At 45.9% G+C, this 22,617-nt stretch carries 19 protein-coding genes and 1 riboswitch; of the genes, 11 read left to right on the forward strand and 8 right to left on the reverse strand.

Translation table 11 applies throughout. From position 1 onward, the window contains the following. The 3 genes from QX565_RS17150 to QX565_RS17160 all read right to left on the reverse strand — a co-directional run. Window positions 1-183 (reverse strand): sugar phosphate nucleotidyltransferase (locus QX565_RS17150; protein ID WP_289290726.1); only part of this gene is annotated, 183 nt, incomplete at its 3' end. A gap of 310 nt (window positions 184-493) precedes the next feature. Beyond that, window positions 494-949 (reverse strand): UpxZ family transcription anti-terminator antagonist, encoded by a 456-nt coding sequence (locus QX565_RS17155; RefSeq protein ID WP_289293686.1) that lies wholly within the window; start codon window positions 947-949, stop codon window positions 494-496. Between the two features lie 54 nt (window positions 950-1,003). Next, on the reverse strand, window positions 1,004-1,519 hold the full coding sequence (locus QX565_RS17160; protein ID WP_007486614.1) for a UpxY family transcription antiterminator: 516 nt from the start codon (window positions 1,517-1,519) through the stop codon (window positions 1,004-1,006). 567 nt (window positions 1,520-2,086) lie between these two features. Between QX565_RS17160 and QX565_RS17165 the strand changes: the two genes are divergently transcribed. Continuing rightward, entirely contained in the window at window positions 2,087-2,263 is a 177-nt protein-coding gene (locus QX565_RS17165) for a hypothetical protein (RefSeq protein WP_289293665.1), read from the forward strand. 103 nt (window positions 2,264-2,366) lie between these two features. Here the strand turns inward: QX565_RS17165 and QX565_RS17170 are convergent, their stop codons facing one another. Genes QX565_RS17170 through QX565_RS17180 form a run of 3 tightly spaced genes read right to left on the reverse strand, consistent with a single transcriptional unit; the run spans window position 2,367 to window position 7,993 of the window. Next, the gene (locus QX565_RS17170; RefSeq protein WP_289293667.1) at window positions 2,367-3,725 is read right to left on the reverse strand and encodes an efflux transporter outer membrane subunit; all 1,359 of its coding nucleotides are present in this window, start codon (window positions 3,723-3,725) and stop codon (window positions 2,367-2,369) included. Between the two features lie 5 nt (window positions 3,726-3,730). Then, window positions 3,731-6,868: an efflux RND transporter permease subunit gene (locus tag QX565_RS17175; RefSeq protein ID WP_289293669.1), complete on the reverse strand. Its 3,138-nt coding sequence runs from the start codon at window positions 6,866-6,868 to the stop codon at window positions 3,731-3,733. Between the two features lie 3 nt (window positions 6,869-6,871). Then, window positions 6,872-7,993 (reverse strand): efflux RND transporter periplasmic adaptor subunit, encoded by a 1,122-nt coding sequence (locus tag QX565_RS17180; protein ID WP_414429689.1) that lies wholly within the window; start codon window positions 7,991-7,993, stop codon window positions 6,872-6,874. Between the two features lie 146 nt (window positions 7,994-8,139). Here QX565_RS17180 and QX565_RS17185 point away from each other — a divergent pair, with 146 nt between their 5' ends. The 9 genes from QX565_RS17185 (at window position 8,140) to QX565_RS17225 (ending at window position 19,548) form a co-directional block, all read left to right on the forward strand. Beyond that, entirely contained in the window at window positions 8,140-8,346 is a 207-nt protein-coding gene (locus tag QX565_RS17185; protein WP_289293670.1) for a hypothetical protein, read from the forward strand. Window positions 8,347-8,361: 15 nt separating this feature from the next. Then, complete coding sequence (locus tag QX565_RS17190; RefSeq protein ID WP_289293671.1) at window positions 8,362-9,663, forward strand: alpha/beta hydrolase-fold protein; 1,302 nt, start codon at window positions 8,362-8,364, stop codon at window positions 9,661-9,663. Between the two features lie 12 nt (window positions 9,664-9,675). Further along, on the forward strand, window positions 9,676-10,707 hold the full coding sequence (locus QX565_RS17195) for a sensor histidine kinase (protein WP_289293672.1): 1,032 nt from the start codon (window positions 9,676-9,678) through the stop codon (window positions 10,705-10,707). Continuing rightward, a complete protein-coding gene (locus QX565_RS17200; protein ID WP_289293673.1) occupies window positions 10,704-11,411 on the forward strand; it encodes a LytR/AlgR family response regulator transcription factor in 708 nt (235 codons plus the stop codon). Before QX565_RS17195 ends, QX565_RS17200 begins: the two co-directional genes overlap by 4 nt. Before the next feature lie 383 nt (window positions 11,412-11,794). After that, window positions 11,795-12,724 carry a DUF5106 domain-containing protein gene (locus tag QX565_RS17205; RefSeq protein ID WP_289293675.1) on the forward strand — a complete coding sequence of 310 codons (930 nt, stop codon included), beginning with the start codon at window positions 11,795-11,797 and terminating at the stop codon, window positions 12,722-12,724. A gap of 129 nt (window positions 12,725-12,853) precedes the next feature. After that, a riboswitch (cobalamin riboswitch) is annotated at window positions 12,854-13,064 on the forward strand. A gap of 171 nt (window positions 13,065-13,235) precedes the next feature. After that, window positions 13,236-15,284 (forward strand): TonB-dependent receptor plug domain-containing protein, encoded by a 2,049-nt coding sequence (locus QX565_RS17210; RefSeq protein WP_221649468.1) that lies wholly within the window; start codon window positions 13,236-13,238, stop codon window positions 15,282-15,284. 12 nt (window positions 15,285-15,296) lie between these two features. Continuing rightward, complete coding sequence (locus QX565_RS17215) at window positions 15,297-17,258, forward strand: YncE family protein (RefSeq protein ID WP_289293688.1); 1,962 nt, start codon at window positions 15,297-15,299, stop codon at window positions 17,256-17,258. Window positions 17,259-17,297: 39 nt separating this feature from the next. Then, window positions 17,298-18,032: a DUF4465 domain-containing protein gene (locus tag QX565_RS17220; protein WP_221649469.1), complete on the forward strand. Its 735-nt coding sequence runs from the start codon at window positions 17,298-17,300 to the stop codon at window positions 18,030-18,032. Between the two features lie 61 nt (window positions 18,033-18,093). After that, on the forward strand, window positions 18,094-19,548 hold the full coding sequence (locus QX565_RS17225) for an MAC/perforin domain-containing protein (protein WP_289293678.1): 1,455 nt from the start codon (window positions 18,094-18,096) through the stop codon (window positions 19,546-19,548). Window positions 19,549-20,242: 694 nt separating this feature from the next. Here QX565_RS17225 and QX565_RS17230 read toward each other — a convergent pair. Together QX565_RS17230 and QX565_RS17235 are read right to left on the reverse strand one after the other, a co-directional pair. Then, window positions 20,243-20,590, reverse strand: coding sequence for a HigA family addiction module antitoxin (locus QX565_RS17230; protein ID WP_221649471.1), 348 nt, complete (start codon window positions 20,588-20,590; stop codon window positions 20,243-20,245). Between the two features lie 11 nt (window positions 20,591-20,601). After that, window positions 20,602-20,916, reverse strand: coding sequence for a type II toxin-antitoxin system RelE/ParE family toxin (locus tag QX565_RS17235; protein WP_221649472.1), 315 nt, complete (start codon window positions 20,914-20,916; stop codon window positions 20,602-20,604). A gap of 293 nt (window positions 20,917-21,209) precedes the next feature. Here QX565_RS17235 and tnaA point away from each other — a divergent pair, with 293 nt between their 5' ends. Continuing rightward, window positions 21,210-22,583: a tryptophanase TnaA gene (gene tnaA, locus QX565_RS17240; RefSeq protein ID WP_221649473.1), complete on the forward strand. Its 1,374-nt coding sequence runs from the start codon at window positions 21,210-21,212 to the stop codon at window positions 22,581-22,583. Window positions 22,584-22,617: the final 34 nt, after the last annotated feature.

Consider the following 22,617-nt stretch of genomic DNA (forward strand, 5'->3'; position numbering starts at 1 on the left):
GAAGCCCGGCAGATCATAAGGCGTGGAGATGATTAATATTTCGCGGATACCGGCAAGCATTAATACGGATATCGGATAGTAAATCATGGGTTTGTCGAAAATAGGCAACAACTGCTTACTTACCCCTTTGGTGATAGGATACAGACGGGTGCCTGAACCGCCGGCTAATACAATTCCTTTCATAAAACCATCTATTGAAAATTAAGATTATAAGAAAATAAAATTTACATAAAAAAAGTAATTCTATTAACTTCTCAATATATATATTGTCAAATTTAGGAAACTCTTATTCTTTTCTCTACGATAAACGCCTCATTTCTCTACGAGAATCGACACGATCTCCGTAGAGTTTCTCTCTATTCCTCGTAGAGAAAAATTAGCAAAACATAACTATTTAGTAATCAAATCGTTACAACAAATCAACATTGTATATATTTTCCACCATTATCCTATAACAAAATAGTCTATTGAAATACTAAATGAATACGAAATATTACAACTTACTATCTTCTAATTCTTTCAAAGCTTCCACTACCGTTTCTTCCTCCGAAGATAGCTGCCGTCCACCTCCCCAACCATCAACAATACGCCGAACCTCTTCTATCAATTCTTCATCAAACACTTCATCATAACAAGAGAGCAACAAACGGCATTTCAATACTGAATCTTCCAAGTGATCCAGGACAATAAAAGCACGATCTAATATTCCCTGTATTTTTGCTTCTTTATTACTATCCGAGTACGCTGTGGCCCTATACCCCATCAACAACGCAAGGCAAAGCGAAGCCTCTTCTTCGTCCGTCTCTCCTTTTCTGTCAAAAAGAGATTCGGACAAGCGAAAAACTTCTGTGTTAAGTTGGCAAAAACGATCTGTATAGATGGGGGTACCATCAACACCCAGATACAATAATTCGTGAGAGATGCTTTGCAACTCCCGAACTTGGTTCATTAATTTATCCATTTACTTCGTAGTTAGAAATCAGTAGTAAGCAATTACTATTATTTATGAAAGGATGTGCAGATAACTTTTGGGGACTTTAATACTGGCAGTGAGAATGCCATTAATCCGGATCATCACATGTGTGCGATTGGCAATACTGACAAGTTCGCCCTCAACACCGCAAAGGTCTCCTTTGACAACCTGAACCTTAACTCCAACTGCAAAAGATTCGTCATTCAATATTACACTTTCGGGAGAGAGATCCATAACGAACATGAAATCACGCATTTGCTTATCGGGAATAATGAGCAGGCTATTTGTCCGGAGGTCCTTCATATAGAATAACTGAACATTATAATCTTTCGTTATAGACCAAGCACGATCTTTGGTAGCACGAACAAATATCAGATTCCTGATAACAGGTACTTCCACACGACGTTTGCGATACTTCAACTGGCGAATCACAAACTGAGTGGGCATAAAGCACTCGACATTCAGTTTCTCCAAAGAATTACGGATCGCAAACTCCTGATCCTTACGGGTTCGGGCAGCAAACCAATATTCCTGTTGTTCAGACATTTATGATTTTAAAATTGGGGTGATTTAGTAACCTTCAGGTACGCTACGCGGCTTGGACGAGACATCTTACTCATTCAAGCCGAAAGAATTAAAAAACTGTTTCAGACAACAAACGAACAGAGATATTATTTTACTGAACGTTCTTTTTTAGACGGGGACAAAGGTAAAACGGATAAATGAAACAACAAAACATTTTTGATAATTTTATTTCGTTTCTCCATCGGTATGGATTCTTTGCCATTAAAGAATAGGTAATTAATACTATGTTAATTAGGTAATTAAGGGTATAATAAATACTATTTTAACACTGCGTTAAATACGTACTTTTAGTACACAAAAATAGGATAGTTGATAAAAAGCCCTCGAATTAACTAAAAAGGAATATTTAGTTATCATATAATAAAGTAAAGGACTTTCCCGGGCTTTTTTATTGCCCCGAAAGAATAATCATGTAAATTCGCATGTACATCTGACTACCAAAGACTTATGAGCGTTATTCTTAAAGTTAGTTCATATCCGTCCTAATAAACTAGTCGCAAATATAGCTATTTTAAATGATACATTTAAATGATTGGAAAGAGTACATACTGTCCGATACTGCACACGGTGAGTTTTTCAATAGCTCGTTGGGATTATTGTGTGGCAACGACTCGTCCTACATGCCAATGCGAAAGCCAATCGGAAGGTGGTTGGGATACTTCGTCGAAAGAAGAAAACCAAGTGAAAGCGAGGCTGAAGTTATGATTGCCTAAGTATCTATCACCTTGCGTGAAAAAGAGCCGCGTCGAACTCTATGTGGAGCAAGAATACGGCTCTTCGTGTCTTTTTTATTGCCTCAATAAATTCGTCAAACTTTCCCTCCCCCAAGTGCATGATACAGGTGTATGACACCTTGAATCTTGGCTATCCTGTCCTGTGCAAGTGTCAGTCGGGCACTAAGCAGCAACTGCTGTGCGGTAAGCACTTCGAGATAGTTAGCAGAAGTGTAGCGTACGAGGAGCCGGGTCTTTTCTGTGGCGGCTTCAAGGTCGCAGATCTGTTGCTCATCAAGACGAATCCGCCCGTCGGCTGTCTGCCATTCGGTAAGGGCATTGTTCACCTCATTGCCCGCATCGAGCAGGGACTGCTCAAAAGCCAGCACCGCCTCCTGCTGACGTGCCTTGGCTATCTTCAGGTTGGCGATGTTCGTGCCCCTGTTGAACAGCGGTGCGGTAAGTTGCGCAACGGCATTGGAAAGCCATTTGCCAGGATTGAGAAGGCTGCCGCCCCCGCTGTTTGTCCAGCCGAGCGTACCGGAGAGCGTCAGGCTCGGATAGAATGCCGAATGGGCGGAGTTCGTGGCATAGAAGGCTTCCGCCAACGCGGCTTCCGCCTGTCTCACATCAGGGCGGTTGGCAAGAAGCAATAGCGGTACGCCCGTGGAAAGGCTGTCTGGAAAATGCTGCCCGTCGAGCGTACCACGGCTGACGGTGTGCGACGGTTCCTTCAACAGGGTGCACAGGCTGTTCTCCGTCTCACTGATACTCTTGCGGATGGTCAGCAGAGAGGCTTCGAGCGCGGTGCGACTGGCACGTGCCTGACGCACTGCCACATCATTTTCCCGGCCTGCTTCCACGAGGGCTTCCAGAGAGGCGACGGTTTCGTCCCAGTTCACCAGCGTTTGTCCGGAAATGGCAAGCTGTTCGTCGAGCATCAGCAGCGCGTAGTAGCTTTCGGCTATGGTCGCTACCAGTTGTGTCCGCACCGCCTGTTCATAAGCACGGCTCTGTTCGAACACAGCCGACGCACCGCGTTTGGCATTCGTCACCTTGCCGAAGATGTCCACCTCCCATGTGGCTGTGACACCAAGGTTGTAAGTCTTCTGCGTCTCCCCGTTGTAACGGCTGCTACCTGCCTGTGGCGTCAGGTTCAGGGAGGGCAGGTAGGAAAGACGGGCGTTCGTCAGCGCAGCCTGCGCCTCCTCCACCTGCAGGCGGGCGATGCCAAGGTCGGTATTACGTTCCAGTCCCGTGGCTATGAGCGTTTGTAAATTGGGATCGGTGAAGAGTCCGCGCCACGGTATCGAGGCAACGGTGCCCGTGTCAGTCGCAGTCGCGCGGTAGAGGTTGTCGGTGTTCACGTCCATATCAGGGCGTGAGTATCTGTTGTATATGCCGCACCCGCTCATCAGGCAGGAAGCGGCGAGAAGTATTCCTATTCTTTTCATAACCATCAGCTTTGTTTATGGATTTGTCCGGGCAGGAAGCGCTCCTGCAAGTACTGGCAGACAATGAACAGCGAAGGCACCACGAACAGCAGTCCCGCCGTTCCGAAAAGCATACCGCCCACAGTCCCCACACCCACAGAGATGTTGCCGTTCGCTCCCACACCGTGTGCGAACATTAGCGGGAGCATCCCGAATATCATCGTCATGGAGGTCATGAGGATGGGACGCAGGCGGGCTTTGGCAGCCGACATGGCGGCGATGGTGATACTCATGCCCTGACGGCGGCGGTCGGAGGCGTACTCCGTGAGCAGGATAGCCGTCTTTGCCAGCAGGCCGATGAGCATGATGAGTCCCGTCTGCATATAAATGTTATTCTCCAGTCCCCACAGCTTGACAAAGAGGAAACTGCCCGCCAGTCCGAACGGGACGGAGAGGATGACGGCGAACGGTATCATCAGGCTCTCGTAGAGGGCGCAGAGGATAAGGTAGATGAAAACGATGCAGACGACGAATACTAGCATCGTGGTGGAATTGCCCGTGGACGCCTCCTCGCGTGACATGCCGCCGAATTCGTAGCCGTAGCCTTCGGGCAGGGCGGTTTTCGCCACCTCGCGGATGGCCTGTATGGCCTGTCCCGAACTATACCCGCTGGCTGGCACACCGGAAACACTGATGGCGGAGAAGAGGTTGAAGTGCGACAGACTCTCGGAACCATATACCCGCGTAAGCGTGAGATACTGTGACACGGGCGACATCCTGCCGTCTTCACCGCGCACGAAAATGTTGTCCAAAGCCTCCGTGTCGAGGCGGTATTCGGGTGATGCCTGTACCATGACGCGGTAGAGTTTGGTGAAGCGGTTCAGGTTCGAGGAGTAACTGCCGCCTACATACCCGGCAAGCGTGGAGAGTACATCGGAGGGCGACACCCCGTTGCGCTTGCATAGGGCCGCATCTACCTCCACCATGTATTGCGGATACTTGGTGTCGAACGTGGTGTAGGCACGTGATATTTCAGGACGCCCGTTTATCGCGTCGATGAAGGCGTTGGTGTATTTCAGCAGGTCGTCGACGCTGCCGCCCTTCTTGTCCTGCACGTACAGTTCGAAGCCGTTGCTCGTGCCATAGCCCGAAATCATGGGCTGTGTGGAGACACGGATGGAGGCAGCCTTGATACCGTTCGTGCGGCGGTAAATCTCTTCCATGACGGAGTTCACGTCGTCGCCCTTCTTCGTCCGTTCGCTCCAGTTCTTCAGACGGATGGTGAATGAACCTGCGGAGGCCGACTGGTTGTGTACGGCATCCTTGCCTGTGATACGCGAGTAAATTCTGATTTGGGGGATGTCCCTGATGGCTGCCTCTATCTCGTCCATGATGCGCCCCGTCTCGTCGAGGTTGCTGCCGGGCGCGGCCTGCACGTTCACGTTGATGGTTCCCATGTCCTCCTGCGGCACAAGCCCCGTCTTGGTGGTGTTCATCAACAGCACCAAGACGGCACACGCCACCACGATACTGCCCAGGGTAACGGCCCTGTGACGGAACAGGAACGACACGCCTTTCAGGTATTTCTGCTGCACATGGCGGAAAGAACGGTTGAAGGCGTAGTGGAAGCGGTCGGAGAAACCCGGTTTATCGCCTCCGGCCTGCCCTGCACGCGGACGTAGAATCAGGGCGCAGAGGGCGGGACTGAGTGTCAGGGCGTTGAGCAGCGAGATGGCGACGGCCACCGCCATCGTTAACCCGAACTGCGTATAGAACGTGCCCGTGGTGCCGCCCATGAAACTGACAGGGATGAACACCGCCATGAAAACCACGGTGGTAGTCAGCAGGGCCGACGTCAGCCCGCCCATAGCCTCCACAGTAGCATGGTAGGCAGAAGTGGCCCCTTCGTCGAAACGTGCCTGCACCGCCTCCACCACCACGATGCTGTCGTCCACCACCGTACCGATGACTAATACCAGTGCGAAGAGCGTCAATAAGTTAAGACTGAACCCTACAGCATAGATGAAGGCAAATGTACCCACCAGCGATACGATGATGGCCAGCGAGGGGATGAGCGTGGCACGCAGGTCGTGCAGGAAGAGGTAGACCACCAGTACGACCAGCACAATGGCCACAAAAAGCGTCTCCACCACGTTGGCTATAGAGGCGTCGAGGAAGTCTTTCGTGCTCGTGATGTCCGTCAGTACCATCCCTTTGGGGAGGGAAGCGGAGATATCGGCCTGCACACGGTCCATCTCCTTGATAATTTCGTTGGCGTTCGAGCCGGAAGTCTGTGCCGTCATGCAGTTGGCACCCGGATGACCGCTTGTCTGGCTGAGCATGGCGTAGTTCTCCGCCCCCAGCTCGATGCGGGCCACATCCTTCAGGCGCAGCACGCTCCCGTCGGGCAGTGACTTGATGACCATGTTGCCGTAGTCCTCCTCGTCCTCGTAACGTCCCCGGTATTTCAGTACGTACTGGAAGGTGTTGGCCGATTCCGCGCCGAGCGTGCCCGTGGGTGATTCCACGTTCTGCTCGTTGAGCACCGTCTCTATGTCCGAGGGCATCAGGCCGTATTGCGCCATTTTCAGCGGGGCGAGCCAGACACGCATGGAGTAGCTTGCGCCCCAGATGTTCACGTCGCCCACCCCGGCTATGCGCGAGAGCTGCGGCTCGATGTTTATCTTCAGGTAGTTCGTCAGGAAGTTGGAGTCATACGAATCGTCCGGTGAATAGAGCGAGATGGCTTTCAGGGCGTTACTCTGCCGTTTGCGCACCGTGATGCCCGACTTCGTAACCTCCGCCGGGAGCAGTCCCTGTGCCGAGGCCACACGGTTCTGCACGTTTACCACCGACATGTCGGGGTCCGTACCCTGCTTGAAATAGACGCTGATGGAAGCCGATCCGGTATTGGTGGCGGTGGAGGTCATGTACATCATGTTCTCCACGCCGTTCAACTGCTCCTCCAACGGTGTTATCACGCTCTTCATTACCGTCTCGGCATTGGCTCCGGTGTAAGTAGCAGAGACACGCACGGTGGGTGGTGCGATGTCGGGGAACTGTTCTATGGGCAGCTGGCTGAGTCCTATCAGCCCGACAATGAGGATCGTTACGGAAATCACGCCCGACAGGATGGGGCGGTCTATGAATGTCTTTACGGTCATGGTTCACTCCTTTCCTTTAGTTTGGGGATTGACTGTCGCACCTTCCTTCACCAGTCCGGCTCCCTCGGCAATGATCACATCGCCCTCCTGCAAACCTGATTCCACCACGTATTCCGTGCCGTTGTTCAACCGGAACAGGGTAACGGGAGCAGACTGAGCCTTACCGCCCACCACCTTATATACAAATACCTTGTCCTGTAACTCGTAGGTGGCTCCCTGAGGGATGACGATACATCTTTCCCGGTTGGTTGGCAGGATAACGGTAGCATTCCCCCCGTCACGCAACAGCTTCTTCGGGTTGTGAAAGTCGGCGCGAAGCGTCACTGTCCCTGTCGATGCTGTGACGATGCCGCTCACTGCTGATATGTGCCCTTTCTCCGCATACAATTTGCCGCCTGCCGTGCGAAGTTCTACCTCCGGCATCTGGCGGATGAACCCGTCGAGCGAACCGTACTGTTCCATAAGTTCGCTGACGCGGCTTTCGGTCAGCGAGAAGTAGGCGTGCATCAGGCTGTCGTCCGACACGGTGACGAGCGGATCGCTGATGCTGCTGCCCACCAGTGCCCCCACACGGTAGGCGATCATGCCCGCCACACCGTCCACAGGACTTTTCACTTCGGTATAGGAGAGATTGTTGCGGGCGTTCACTTCCTGGGCATGGGCTTGCGCCAGTGCCGCCTCGGCTGCGGCCAGCGTGTTGCGGGCGGTACTGAGGTCGTAGTCCGACACGACGCGACTTTCAAACAGCTTCTCCTTGCTTTGCATGTCCAGCTTCGCCGTGGCAAGCTGTGCCTCGGCACTTTTCACGTTGGCCTCGGCTTCCGCCAGAGCCGCCTTGTAAGGCACCTGGTCGATGACAAACAGCACCTGTCCCCGGCATACCTTCTGTCCCTCACCGATGCAGATGCGCGTGATAAGCCCGCTCACCTGCGGACGCACCTCCACCACCTGCTGACCTTGCAGCCGGGCGGTGTATTCCGACTTCAGCGTACGGTCTTCGGGTTTCACGGTCAGCGTGCGGTAGGCAGCCGTTTCCTGCGTCGGCGGCGTCTGCCGGCAGGCGCACAATGTCAGCCCCATGAGTAGGGCTGCGAACATTTCCTTTTTCATTTGTATCCGTTTCATATTGTTATTGTTTCTAAACAGTCGGGTACAAAAATAGAGGGATACGGCAAACCGTGACGTATACATGCGGGGATGTGGGGGTGAAAGAACGGAATGTGGTGGCGAAAATCTTGCGCCATCATGCAGAACAGGAGCAATATTGATATTTGAAACCGGAAACTGTGGATGCACAAAGTTCCCGCTTCATACCCATACGGGGCATGTTCCCCTACCGTGCAGAAAACCTGCTTTTCGGTAGGAATGCATTTTTTGGTGGCAAACAATGCTTTTTCGGGGGTAAACACCGTCGCCTGGATTCCTCTTTCGCAGGAAAAAACCGTATCTTTGCAGCTATCAATTTACCGGATGTATAAGAAACAGAAGAAATTATGAAGAAAAGTACAATCATTACAATGGTTCTGGCAGGATTCCTTGGCTTGGTACAAGCCCAAAACAACTCCACGCTCCTGCCGGAGCATATACAGTCGTCCACCGCCATCAGCAAGGTGCTGGGTGACGGACGTAAGGTGGAAACCGTCGTACTGGAATACGATACGCCCATCAGCAACAGAAGCCTTATCCCCGGGTGCTTCCGGGTAGAGGGTAAGCAGGTGACGCGTATCTATGCCAACACAACCCCTGAACGCACCGACAAGGGTAAAGACGGGAAGTATGTCATCATCGAAGTGAAAGCGGAAGTGGATCTGGACGCACAGCCTAAGCAACCCACACCTGCCGACATGGAGAAGAAAAAGGAGCGTGACCGTATGCAGGGCGGCCCTGGTCTGCGGGCTGGCTGGAGTACGGGCGGCAACGATGAATACCCAGGCTATGCCGTGGCGGTACAGACGGCAGACATCCGGACGGCAACGGGAAAGACCTATAAGGCCACCGACACACCGATAGCAAGTACGCAGGAAAGATGCCTTGTGGCGGAGGACTTCAAACAGGAGGAGTTCGTCAGCCCCTACACGGGACAGGTGTTACCTTATAATATATACCTGCCGGAGGACTATACTCCCGAAGAACAATATCCACTGGTGCTGTTCATCCACGATGCGGGCGTGGCAAGTGGTCCTGTCACACAGACACTCTATCAGGGTAACGGGGCCACCTCATGGGCGGAACCGGAGGTACAGGCACGCCACAAGTGTATCGTCGTGGCACCCGAATACCCCTTCATCACAGTGGACGACAACTGGAACTACAGCCACCATCTCGACGCGACCATCGCCCTACTGAAAGACCTTCAGACACGCTACTCCATTGATCCGAAGCGTATCTACACCACAGGTCAGTCAATGGGCTGCATGTCGTCCATCGTGATGATGCTGAAAGAACCGGAGCTTTTCGCTGGTGCGTTGCTCGTGGCAGGCAAGTGGAATCCCACACTGATGGGACCGCTTGCCAATCAGAACATCTGGATTATCTCCTGTGAGGGCGACACCTCGTCGAACACGCTGCAAGGCGAGGCCGTGGAACTGTGGCGCAAAAACGGGCATACAGTGACCGAAGCGACATGGGACATGACCCTGCCCTCTGAACAACTCTCCGAGGAGGCGGACAAGATGCGTGCCGATGGCGGCCACCTGTTGTTCACGCACCTGACGGGCGGCAACCACCGTGCCACATGGTTCGTGGCCTACGGTATCAGAAGTGTACAGGACTGGCTGTTCGAACAGCACAGATAAGGAGACCAGCCGATGAAGAATGTATCCCTCTATACCGACCTCGCCTTCTGCCTCGTCTTCCTGCCGCTGATGCTATATGCGTTCCCGGTGGAGAGATGGTGGGGCACATATCCCGTTTACTTCACCACCTTCGCGTGCTGGCTGTATGTCACGTACTTCGCCTACAAGTATTTCATCGTCCCCGGTCTGTTCCATAGCCACCGTCACAGGGTGTATGCGCTGGCAGCGATAGCGGTATCGCTTTTAGTCACGTTCCTGTTTTCGGCCTACGAAATATCCTCGCCGTTCTACCACCTGCGCCAGCAACAGCTGGCGCAGAACCCTTTTCCCGGCTGGGGCATGAGGCAGAACCAGCAGGCGGTGTGGCTGCATTACATTCTTGTGGTGGTATTTTGCTTCGCCGTGGGGATGCTGAACGAGGCGTACCGCCAACGGCTGGCTCGCGAGGAGGTGGAGTACGAGAGAAACAAAGCGGAACTGGCATTATACAAGGCGCAGATCAACCCGCACTTCCTCTTCAACACGCTCAACACGCTTTACGGCCTGCTCATCACCCATTCCGACAAGACCGAGGCAACGCTCGAACGCTTCATCAACCTGACGAAGTACATGTACAACAATGCCAACCACGAGTTCATCCCCCTTGCGGAGGAGGTGGAGTATATCGGCCAGTACATCGACTTGCAGAAGCTGCGCCTGAACGGGTTCGCTGATGTCAGCTTCACACATCAAGTGGAGGACGAAACCATGTCCGTGCCGCCCATGATGCTCATTACATTTGTGGAGAACGCCTTCAAGTACGGCATCTCCTCCAACGAACCGTGCTTCATCCGTATCCGTTTGGAACAACGTAGCGACACGCTCCGCTTCGAGGTGGAAAACTCAGTCTTCCCACGCACAGCGGGCAGCTCCAAGCGAATGGGCATCGAGAACTGCCGCCGCAGGCTGGCACTGCTTTATCCCGACCGTCACCGGCTGAATATCGGACATGGCCGTGAAGGAACATTCCGTGTGCGGCTCGAAATTAAATCAGAGAAAGTATGATGAAAGTAATAGCCATAGATGACGAACCCATTGCACTGAGTATCATCAGCCGATACTGTGAACGGAGGGGCGGCATAATGCTGGAGACGTACAGTGCACCGCGTATCGGGATGCAGCGTATCCGCGAGTGGCTGCCAGATATCGTGCTGCTCGACATCGAGATGAATGGCACGTCGGGCATCGAGCTGGCGCGTGAGCTTCCCCCGTCCTGCTGCCTGGTATTCACCACCGCCTACGCCCACTACGCATTGGAAGGCTTCGAGGTGAACGCCGTGGATTTCCTGCACAAGCCCTATTTTTACGAGCGTTTCGACCGCGCCATGCAAAAGGCGGAGCAGTGGTTGAAGATGCACGACCTGCTCCGCGTGTCGGAATCTGCAGCCAGGCAAATCGTACTGAAGTCGGAATACAGGAACGTCACACTGTCCGTTGACAGCATCCTGTACGTAGAATCGATAGACAATTATGTCAAGGTCCATCTTGCCGACGGTACATCCGTATTCTCCAAGATTCCCCTGCGCAGCATGGAGGAGCAGCTTCCGCCGGGAGAATTTATCCGTATACACCGCTCGTTCGTGGTAGCGAAAAGTCGTATCGCGAGGTTCACCCGGGCGGAAGTGGTACTGACGAAAATGGACAAGAGCCTGCCCGTGGGTAAAAAGTATGCGGAGGAAGTGATGGTAACGTTGAAAAGGAAGGAATGACGTAAGAAACTGTCCTGTATGTCTTTCCAAGTAAGATATCTCTACCCCCAAAAGCGATTTTCAGACAATTATTAGGGAGTGGAAAATAATTTGTACTTTCGCATTCAGAAGATTTTTTTGATAGCAGATAATTCGTCCTTCCAAATACCTGTTTTACAACCTTAGCATTAGCTCGGTTTTCATTAATAAAGACTTATTGTGCCATAACCTTGTTCTTTAATCGGTTCTTTAATTTGGTTCTTAAAATCCGTTCTTTTGGACTAAATATGATACTTTGTATAGATTATAAGTGCGCTAATACCCCTTCTGAGAATATCTACGCAAATATTAGGTAGTTTCCGACAAATCATGTAAATTTGTAACACAATAAAAATTCTGGAAATATGAAATATATAAAGTATCTTCCGATTGCTCTTATGCTTTGCTTCTGTTCCTGCAAAAGTGGAAATGCAACTAGTCAGGCTACTGATATCCCACAAGACAGTATTAAAACATTCACCTTACCCGCTATCCCCGCTATGCTGAATACTCCGGAATTAAGGGCTGATTTTCTGATACGCCATTATTGGGATAATGTCAACTTTGCAGATACTAACTATATTCATCATCCGGACATCACCGAACAAGCCTGGGCTGATTATTGCGACATTCTGAATCATGTACCCCTGAAAACAGCACAGGAGGTCATGAAAGAAACAATCCAGAAAACGGAAGTAGAAAGAAAGATGTTTGACCACATCACCGAATTGGCAGACAAATATCTCTACGATCCAAACTCACCGTTGCGAAATGAAGAGTTTTATATTCCGGTATTGGAAGCAATGGTAGCCTCTCCTATCCTGAGTGAAACTGAAAAGATTCGCCCACAGGCTCGATTGGAACTCGCACAAAAAAACCGTGTAGGTACAAAAGCACTTGACTTTACGTATACATTAGCATCGGGCGCACAAGGTACGCTCTATCAGATAAAATCCGACTATACCCTCCTATTCATCAACAATCCCGGTTGCCATGCCTGTACGGAAACAATAGAAGCATTGAAAAGTATTCCCATGCTAAGCGAATTGATAAAAAAGAAAAAATTAACCATTCTCTCTCTTTATCCTGACGAGGAACTGGATGAATGGAGAAAACACCTTAGTGAATTCCCTACCGAATGGATTAATGGATACGATAAATCATTCACCATCAAAACAAAAAATCTCTACGACCTGAAAGCCATTCCAACCCTTTATCTACTGGATGCCAACAAAAAGGTATTACTGAAAGATGCTACAGCACAGGCTATCTATAATAATTTGCCAATGCAATAATAATGTGCTAATGTGTTAATATGCCAATGTGCCAATTACCATGCGGCGTGGCAGCGCAGCCAATTGGCACATTGGCATATTGACACATTGGCATATTACCACATTATTTTTGTTATTCTGAATTTTCTTCCTATCTTTGCCGTGCATTGGTTCGCAACCTCTTCTTATTCGGAAGAATGCGATTAAAAGGGAATCAGGTGTAAATCCTGAACAGTCCCGCTGCTGTAAGTTCCAATGAATTATGTTATGAACAACTACCACTTTAGCCACTGGGGGAAATCCTGGGAAGGCGTTCGTAACAGGAACAAGTCAGAAGACCTGCCATGCAATCTTTTTTCATTGCTTTCGAGGAAAAAGCGTTGAGTCTAATGAGCCGGATAAGTTCTATCCATCATTTCATTCACCACTCTGATTCAGAGAAAGTATATTTTTTTTAATAAACTCTGCCAAGTTTATTTATATGTCCGGCCGAAGGGATTTCGCCCGGACATTTTAATGCAAAACTAATGAGATGAACAAATTGAGCCAGATCATTAAGTATAAACTCTGGGGTACAGTTGCCTGTTACCTTTTCTATATTCCTCTGCTTTCTGCGCAGCAGCAAAAAGTGGATACCACACATATTTATTCGATCCCCGAAGTGATTGTTGCCGACCGCTACCAGACACGGGAAGTACGTTCGACAGCTCCCATACAAGTTTTTTCTAAAGAAGAACTTAAAAACCTGCATGCATTACAGGTCTCTGATGCTGTGAAACATTTCGCAGGAGTAACCATCAAAGATTATGGTGGTATCGGAGGACTGAAAACCATATCTCTACGCAGCCTGGGAGCACAGCATACAGCCATAGGATATGACGGTATTACTTTAACGGATTGTCAAACGGGACAAATTGATATCGGACGTTTCTCATTAGACAATGTAGACCGGTTATCGCTCAGCAATGGACAAAGCGACAACATATTCCAACCTGCACGCTTCTTTGCATCCGCAGGGTTACTGAATATCCAGACGTTGACTCCACGATTCAATGACAATAAAAAAACAAACATCAGTGGTTCTTTTAAAACCGGTTCGTGGGGGCTGATCAATCCTTCTCTAATGATAGAGCAAAAAATAAGTAAGAAATGGGCGTTCTCTGCCAATAGCGAATGGATGTCAGCAGATGGCCAATATCCTTTCACACTCTATTATGGTGATAAAAATGATATGACTTCCCGCGAGAAAAGAAAAAATACGCAGGTAGAAAACTTACGTGCCGAAGCCGGACTATTCGGAAACTTCTCTGCGACGGAACAGTGGCGGATGAAAGCATATTACTATCAATCATCACGCGGGTTACCCAATGCCACTTCACTGTATTATGACTACGCGGCACAGCACTTATGGGATAAAAACGTTTTTGTGCAAAGTCAGTACAAAAAGGAATTTAACCGCCAATGGGTGTTCCAGACCTCAGCAAAATGGAACTGGAGCTACCAGCGTTATCTGGACCCTACTTACAATAACTCAGAAGGCAAACAGGATAACAGTTATTATCAACAGGAATACTATCTGTCAGCATCGGCACTCTTCCGGGCGTTGGACAATCTTTCGTTTTCACTCTCTACAGACGGAAGTATCAATACCCTCAATGCCAACCTGCACGAATTCGCCTATCCTACACGCTACTCATGGCTGACGGTAGTAGCCGGAAAATACGTAAATGAATGGTTGACGCTTTCAGCTTCGGCACTCGCTACAGTGATTAATGAAAAAACTCAGCAAGGAGCCAGTGCAGGCAATCACCGTAAACTAACTCCCTATGTAAGTGCTTCATTCAAACCTTTCAGCAGCGAGGAATTCCGAATTCGCTTTTTCTATAAGGACATTTTCCGCCTGCCCAACTTCAATGATTTATATTATGGGAAAATAGGAAATATAGATCTGCGCCCGGAAAATACCCGGCAATACAATATTGGAGTCACATACAGCAGAGCCATTTCCGAATTCCTCCCCTATCTCTCTGCCACAGTAGATGCCTATTATAATAAGGTGTCGGATAAGATTATCGCCACTCCCACAAAAGATATCTTTGTATGGAGTATGACCAATCTGGGTAAGGTGGAGATAAAAGGGGTAGACGTTACCGGAAACATAACGCTACAGCCGATGGAAAAACTACGTATTAACCTCTCTGGAAACTATACGTACCAGCGTGCACTGGACGTTACCGACCCGGTGAATGAACCTCAAAAAAGAACCTACAAGCATCAGATTGCTTATACGCCCCGCGTATCGGGTTCGGGACAAGCAGGTATAGAAACTCCCTGGATCAATTTCTCCTATGCCTTCCTCTTTTCCGGGAAACGCTACACACAAGGAGAAAACAGAAGTGCAAACCGTCTGGATGGTTATAGTGATCACAGTCTGTCGGCAAGCCGTGATTTTAAAATCCGGAACATCCAGACGTCACTGAGTGTAGAAGTACTCAACCTGTTAGATAAGAATTATGAAATCATCCGAAACTTCCCCATGCCGGGACGTTCGGTACGTGCCACGCTGAAAGTTACTTATTAAACAATCCACATGATGAACTATAAATATCTTATATATCTGCTCTTCTCTCTGCTGCTGCATGCCTGTGATGACATGATCGATCAGGATACACCCGGTGGTGGTAACGGAAATGTCACAGAGACCGGAACATCCGAAATGTATGTACTCAACGAAGGACTTTTCAATCTGAACAACAGTACTTTGATGCGTTATTCGTTCAAAGACAGACAAATGAACCTGGATTATTTCCGTAACCTCAATCGTCGCGGACTGGGTGATACTGCCAACGACCTCGCCATTTACGGAGAGAAACTTTATATTGTAGTCAATGTTTCGAGCCAGATAGAGGTGATAGATTTACAATCGGGGCTTTCGCTAAAGCAGATTCCAATGCTGACGGAAAGCGGTAGTTCACGACAGCCGCGATACATCACTTTCCACAAAGACAAAGCCTATGTATGTTCGTCCGACGGAACAGTAGCACGGATAGATACGACATCACTCGTCGTTCAGGATTATGTCAAGGTAGGACGAAACCCGGACGGCATCTGTGTACAGGGAGATAAACTCTATGTTTCCAACTCCGGAGGACTTGACTGGGACGGAGCAGGCGTGGATAATACCGTATCCGTTGTTAGCACAGACCCCTTTAAGGAAATCAAAAAAATACAGGTAGGCCCCAATCCCGGTAAAATAGCAGCAGACGAATACGGTCATGTGTATGTAGCTACCCGTGGAGAAAATATTAGCACAGGAGACTATAACTTCGTACAGATAAATACGACCACCGATGAAGTGGCACAAGTTTACAACGAGAAAGTAATGAACTTTGCCATTAATGACCAGCTTGCGTATTTATATAATTTCAACTACGGCACACAGACGGCACAGATAAAAGTATTCAATCTGCAAACAGAAACCACTCTGCGTGAGAACTTCATTACAGACGGTACGGAAATACATACTCCTTACAGTATTTGCATCAATCCTTATAGCGGAAACGTATACATCACGGAAGCCTACAACTACCAGGTGAGTGGAGATGTATTATGTTTCAATCCGCAAGGAGAACTACAATACAGTCTTCAAAGTATCGGACAAAACCCGAATACAATAGCCTTCTCTGATAAGAGTTCACAAAGCAGTGGGGGTGGGTCAACTGAAGATCCCCGGGCTGCCGCTTTTGCCAATAAGGTATTGGAATATCATCCCGCTCCGTCACAATATACCAATACCACTACTACCGCTTACAAAGAAGGATTCACCTACGAGCAAGTATTGGAATATGCTACCGAGCGAATACAGAATCGCTTTCTACTCTCGTTGGGTGGATTCGGAGGAAACATCATATTGGGATTCAATCAACCGATTCGCAATGTGTCAGGTGAGTATGACTTTAAAGTATACGGCAATGCTTCGTATAACATGTATGGCACAAGCACAGGCAAACCGGGCGGTAGTGCCGAACCGGGTATTGTACTGGTATCAAAAGATGTGAATGGCAATGGTCTGCCGGATGACGAATGGTATGAACTGGCAGGAAGTGAGTATGGCACAGATACGGAAACGCGTGGATATGAAATTACCTATCATCGTCCTCAGTCAGCGAACACAAATGTACGTTGGACGGATAATCAGGGGAAGGACGGATTTATTCTCCGAAACAGTTTCCATACGCAAGCTTCATACTATCCGGCATGGATAGCAGAAAATGAAATTACTTTCCGGGGAACACGCCTGAAAGACAATGCTGTGAAGGAAAACGGTATGTGGGTAGGTTATTGTTATGCCTGGGGATATGCAGATAATCATCCGAACAGTACGAAAATGTCTCAGTTTAAAATAGACTGGGCAGTGGATGCCAATGGCAATAAAGTGATGCTGGACGAAATTGATTTTGTGAAAATATATACCGCAGTCAATCAGGATGCCGGACCAATGGGAGAAATCTCTACGGAAATAATGACGGTGGAAGATTTACATTTCGACAATTAAATAAACTCAATTAATAAATTATTAAATCAAAACAACAAGATGAAAAAATTATCTTTATTAATGCTGTTATCAGTATTTGTATTTTGGGGATGTAGCAATGATGACGATGAAGTAAAAAATGAAGTAACTATTAGCTTTGAAAATCAACTAACGGAAGAGAATAGTGAATTCATCTCTAACGCAAGCGAACCTAACGGCATAAATTTCCAAAAAGACACGTTCAAAGATTCTCAAAGCCTGGCGACATTTGAACATTCCTATGCAGATTGGGGAAGCGGATACAGTTTTGCTTCATTTACTTATACCAACAAAACTGATAATGAAACAGGTAATAGCCCGGCTCCTATTTGTGGAAAAGCCAAAATAGGTAAAGTATATCTGGCTGCTAATAGCTCGGAAGGAGAATGGGGAAACTCTGCATTTATGACTATCAATAATCCGGATAAATACAGCATTAAAGGTGCTTGGATCACAAACAGTACGTGGGCTTATATAGGTATGACTGAAGGAGACGGATATGCTAAAAAATTTAAAGCTGGAAGTTGGTTTAAAGCTATAGCAGTTGGTTACAATAGTGAAAATAAAGAGATAGGAAGACTCGAATATCTATTGGCAGACTATAAAACGGATACTGATTTGCCTATAAAAGACTGGGTATGGTTTGATATGTCATCTCTGAAAAATGCAGTTAAAATAAACTTTGTTACAAGTTCTTCAGATCCGGGAACTGCCAATTTTTTCTGTCTTGACGGCATCACCCTCATCGAAAAATAAAAAACTATTATGATATTCACTCTTAAGAGTGAATATCATTTACACATAAACAATTTAAATTATGAAAACATTTATTGCTACCTTATTTCTCTCCTTTTTTATCTTCTCATGTACAGACAATGAAATCATTACAGATTTGAATACTGAAAAAGAAAATACTCCCACTACACGAAGTGCAGGCGATGGAGTATATGATTTATTGGGATATGGATACAATTGTTTCTATTCTGATTTTAAAGATCCATTGTATGCGAAAGCTAAAATAATAGATTTAGATCGATTAGAAAAAGGATTAGGACGAGATCCAATAACAGGACAAGAAGTTATTTTCAATCCTTCAAAAATAGAAACGTCTTTATTACATGGTAAAACCGAAACAAAAACAGTATATGGTTCGTCCGTAAGAACATTAACTGAAAACCTTAATATTAATGCCACTGCAAAAGTCGGAACAAAAGATTTAAATTTATTTTCTTTAGATTTAGAAGCAACAATAAATTCAGGCGGAACAAGCGAAAATCGAGATGCCTTCTATAGAATAGATGCACTAAAAATGACTCGCCGAATAACCTTGCCATATACAACACCTTCAAGGTTGAAATATTTTTTTACTGATGAATTTTTATCTGATTTAAAAAACTTATCCGGTAAAGATTTACTTGAAAAATACGGTACTCATGTTATGACTGATATTTTATTAGGTGGTAATTTTTCAGCATTCTATACCGGAAAATATACAAGTACAGAATCTACTCAATTATTAGACTTTAAGGCTTCATCTAACTTTTTAATGTCATCAATTACAGCAAATGTACATTACGATAATAAGTTATTTAACAGCTTTAAAAATGTGAACATATACATCAAGACACAAGGAGGTTCTCAAGTAATTACATCTATAATAAGTCAAAATGCTAATGGAGATTTAGATAATGTAACTTTTGATTACGCAAGTTGGATGAATAGTGTAACAACTGAGACCGAATCATTAATAGGAATAGGTAATCCTGATACTAAATTTTATCTATTAAGTGAATTTATTGATGATTTATCAAAGAAAAAAGAAATAGAATTAGCGTTACGCTTAAAAAAAACTAATTATACTATAGGAATAATTCTCACATCACCTTACACAAAATTCAATTCTAATGAATCCGGAAAAGGTTTCTTAACTGAATTCCCAAACTCTGGAGGAAATACAGTTCTTCTTCCTATCATGTATCTAAGACCTCCATACAATGAAACAGGTTTATTTCTTTTAGAACTCGAAAACGATTATATAAAATTGAAAAGAAGAGAAAACGAATATCTAGATAATACTTGCAAAATTACAATTAACAAGAACAATAATACCCAACATTGGAAAATAGAGTTTGTAAATGGGAACAATTACTTCAGACTAAAAAACATTGCCAATAATTTATATCTTTCATCGTTTGATCTTAAATTCTACAAAGACTCAACTGTAATTGATGATAACAAGCTCTATTGGTGTTCTTCTTCTAATAACATCTAATAATTACTCAACCCAAAAACATATACTTTCTTAGGGAAAATATATAGATAAAATAATAGGAAGAAAATGGAATATAATTTTCTTCCTATTATTTTTTCATCATATTACATAAGCATTATTTTTTTCTTTTTACTAAATTTATATTACAACATTCAATAGTCTACATACTACTATCAAATGCATGTCCATACATTTTCTGTTTTGTGTACTCTTCCCTATTTTACCAAAGCTATCAAGAATTAGAAAACAAATATTGTGATAAAAAAGATAATTACTCTTCCACAATAATTCAAAACAAACAATATACCAATAAGTTGATTCAAATAAAAAAGCCATATTGATCATAGAAAAAAGTAATAGAACGTAAATTCATACATACCAATTTCCTAAAATTTGGAAAAACAATTATGGTTGAGCAATCTATAATCAATTATTCACTTTCCATATTCTCTTTTAAAGCTTCACACCTTACAGATTTTCCGTACCGAAACATATCTAAAAGCACTTTACTCCAACAAAAAGACATAAATTCATTGCACATGAAAAAGAAAAGCACTAATTTCAGCAAGTAAAACCAAATATCTAAAGAAATGAAATTACCTTTTGCTGAATCATAGAAAATAAAATGATAAAGCCCATCCGTAAAAGCACCCTCAGGAATGTGAATAATAAAGTAAAGCCACAATTCTTATTATTAAAGAGCCGCAGCTATTTTGCGTACTTGCGCCAACCGCTTCATAAACGTTTCATCTTTACGAGTGGTTTGCATATTATATTTCAACTGTAAGCGCATCAACGGTTCTGCTTCAATCCCTAAGGCGGCTTCAAAGAGTAATGCAGTTTTTTCCGTCATTGGACGACGGGCATTCAATATCTCGTTCAAAACGGAATATGCCAACCCCATTTGCTCTGCCAGCTTTCGTTGCGATATTCCTCTATACTCGATTTCATCTTTCAAAATCTCACCCGGATGTGTCGGGTATGCGGGAGTAAGATTGTTCGCAATCATTTGAGGGTTAATCTCTTGTTTGGTAGTACTCATATCTGTTCCTCCTATTTATAATGATTCGACAATTCTGTTATGCTGCATATTGTTGCGATAATTTCGCCATCCTTGATTTGTTCTTCGAACTCGATACGATATTGATCGTTCACCCTTACCGAGGATAATCCCGCTTTATCACCTTTTAATTTCTCATAATTCAGCGAATTATATTGTGCGAGAGCCGTTACATCAGCTTTTTCAATCATCAAATCAATGATGCGAATATACTTACGAATAATCTGCGGTTGAAAACGGTGTTTTTTATCCGCCTTTCCTGTGATATATAAATCTCGTAAATACTCCTTATCAAAAATTATCTCCATATCGATTAGCTTTACAAATACAAATATAACACCATTTACCTGCATTCGCAAATATTGCGAACTTTTTTATTATGATTTATGCATTTCCCAGCCTAAAAGTTCTTTCGTTATCGTACACCTGCATCCGGTGTACAGGTTTAATAGAATTTCAATTCCATGTCAAGTACCTATTGCATTCACTCCAAATGCAACAGGTATTTTTTATTACCCCATCCTATCAAAAAGTCAGTATTTCATTGCCTATATCAAAGTAAAACAGTAAATTCGGCAAGTAAAACCAAATATCTAAGGAAATGAAATTACCTTTTGCTGAATCATGGAAAATTAAAATGGTAGAGCCCATCCGCAAAAGCACCCGTCAGGAACGTGAGCAATGGATAAAAGAGGCACACTACAATGTATTTCAACTAAAAGCCGAACAAGTCTATATTGACCTCATCACCGACTCCGGTACCGGAGCTATGAGTGATCGCCAATGGGCAGGAATGATGTTAGGAGACGAGAGCTATGCCGGAGCTTCCTCATTCTTCAAGCTAAAAGACAAAATCACCCAGTTAACAGGATTCGAATATATTATTCCTACCCATCAGGGACGTGCTGCTGAAAATGTACTATTCTCTTATCTTGTACACGAAGGAGATATCGTACCGGGAAATTCACACTTCGATACTACCAAAGGTCATATCGAAGGACGCAAAGCCCTCGCACTGGATTGCACGATTGATGAAGCGAAGCAAACACAACTGGAAATTCCCTTTAAAGGGAACGTAGATCCTGCCAAGTTAGAGAAAGCCTTACAGGAACATGCCGACCGAATTCCCTTTATCATAGTAACCATCACCAATAACACAGCCGGCGGACAGCCCGTTTCTATGCAAAACTTACGGGAAGTACGTGCTTTGGCCGACAAATATAATAAACCGGTACTTTTCGATTCAGCCCGCTTTGCCGAAAATGCCTACTTTATCAAAACGCGTGAAGAGGGATATGGGAATAAAACAATCAAAAAGATCACACGCGAAATGTTTGACTTAGCAGATGGTATGACCATGAGTGCCAAGAAAGACGGTATCGTAAATATGGGAGGCTTTATTGCCACCCGTCGTAAAGAATGGTATGAAGGAGCAAAAGGCTTCTGTGTACAATATGAGGGGTATCTTACGTATGGAGGAATGAACGGACGCGATATGAATGCTCTTGCTATCGGTCTGGATGAAAACACTGAATTCGATAATCTTGAAACTCGTATCCATCAGGTGCAATACCTCGCAAAGAAACTGGATGAATATGGTATCCCTTACCAGCGTCCTGCCGGAGGGCATGCCATCTTTGTAGATGCTCCGAAGGTACTGACCTGCGTACCGAAAGAAGAGTTTCCGGCGCAAACACTAACGATTGAATTATACCTGGAAGCCGGTATCCGTGGATGCGAAATAGGATACCTGCTGGCAGACCGTGATCCGGTAACCCGACAGAATCGCTTCAACGGATTGGATCTGTTACGCCTTGCTATCCCCCGTCGTGTATATACTGACAATCATATGGATGTGATTGCCGCCGCATTAAAGAATGTATACGATCGCAGAGAAAACGTAACACGTGGAGTACGTATTGCATGGGAAGCTCCATTAATGAGGCACTTCACTGTACAACTGGAAAGATTATAATAATGTGCTAATGTGCCAATTACCATGCGGCGTG

The sequence above is a fragment of the Bacteroides sp. 41_26 genome (assembly GCF_949740115.1).
Lineage (GTDB): Bacteria > Bacteroidota > Bacteroidia > Bacteroidales > Bacteroidaceae > Bacteroides > Bacteroides nordii.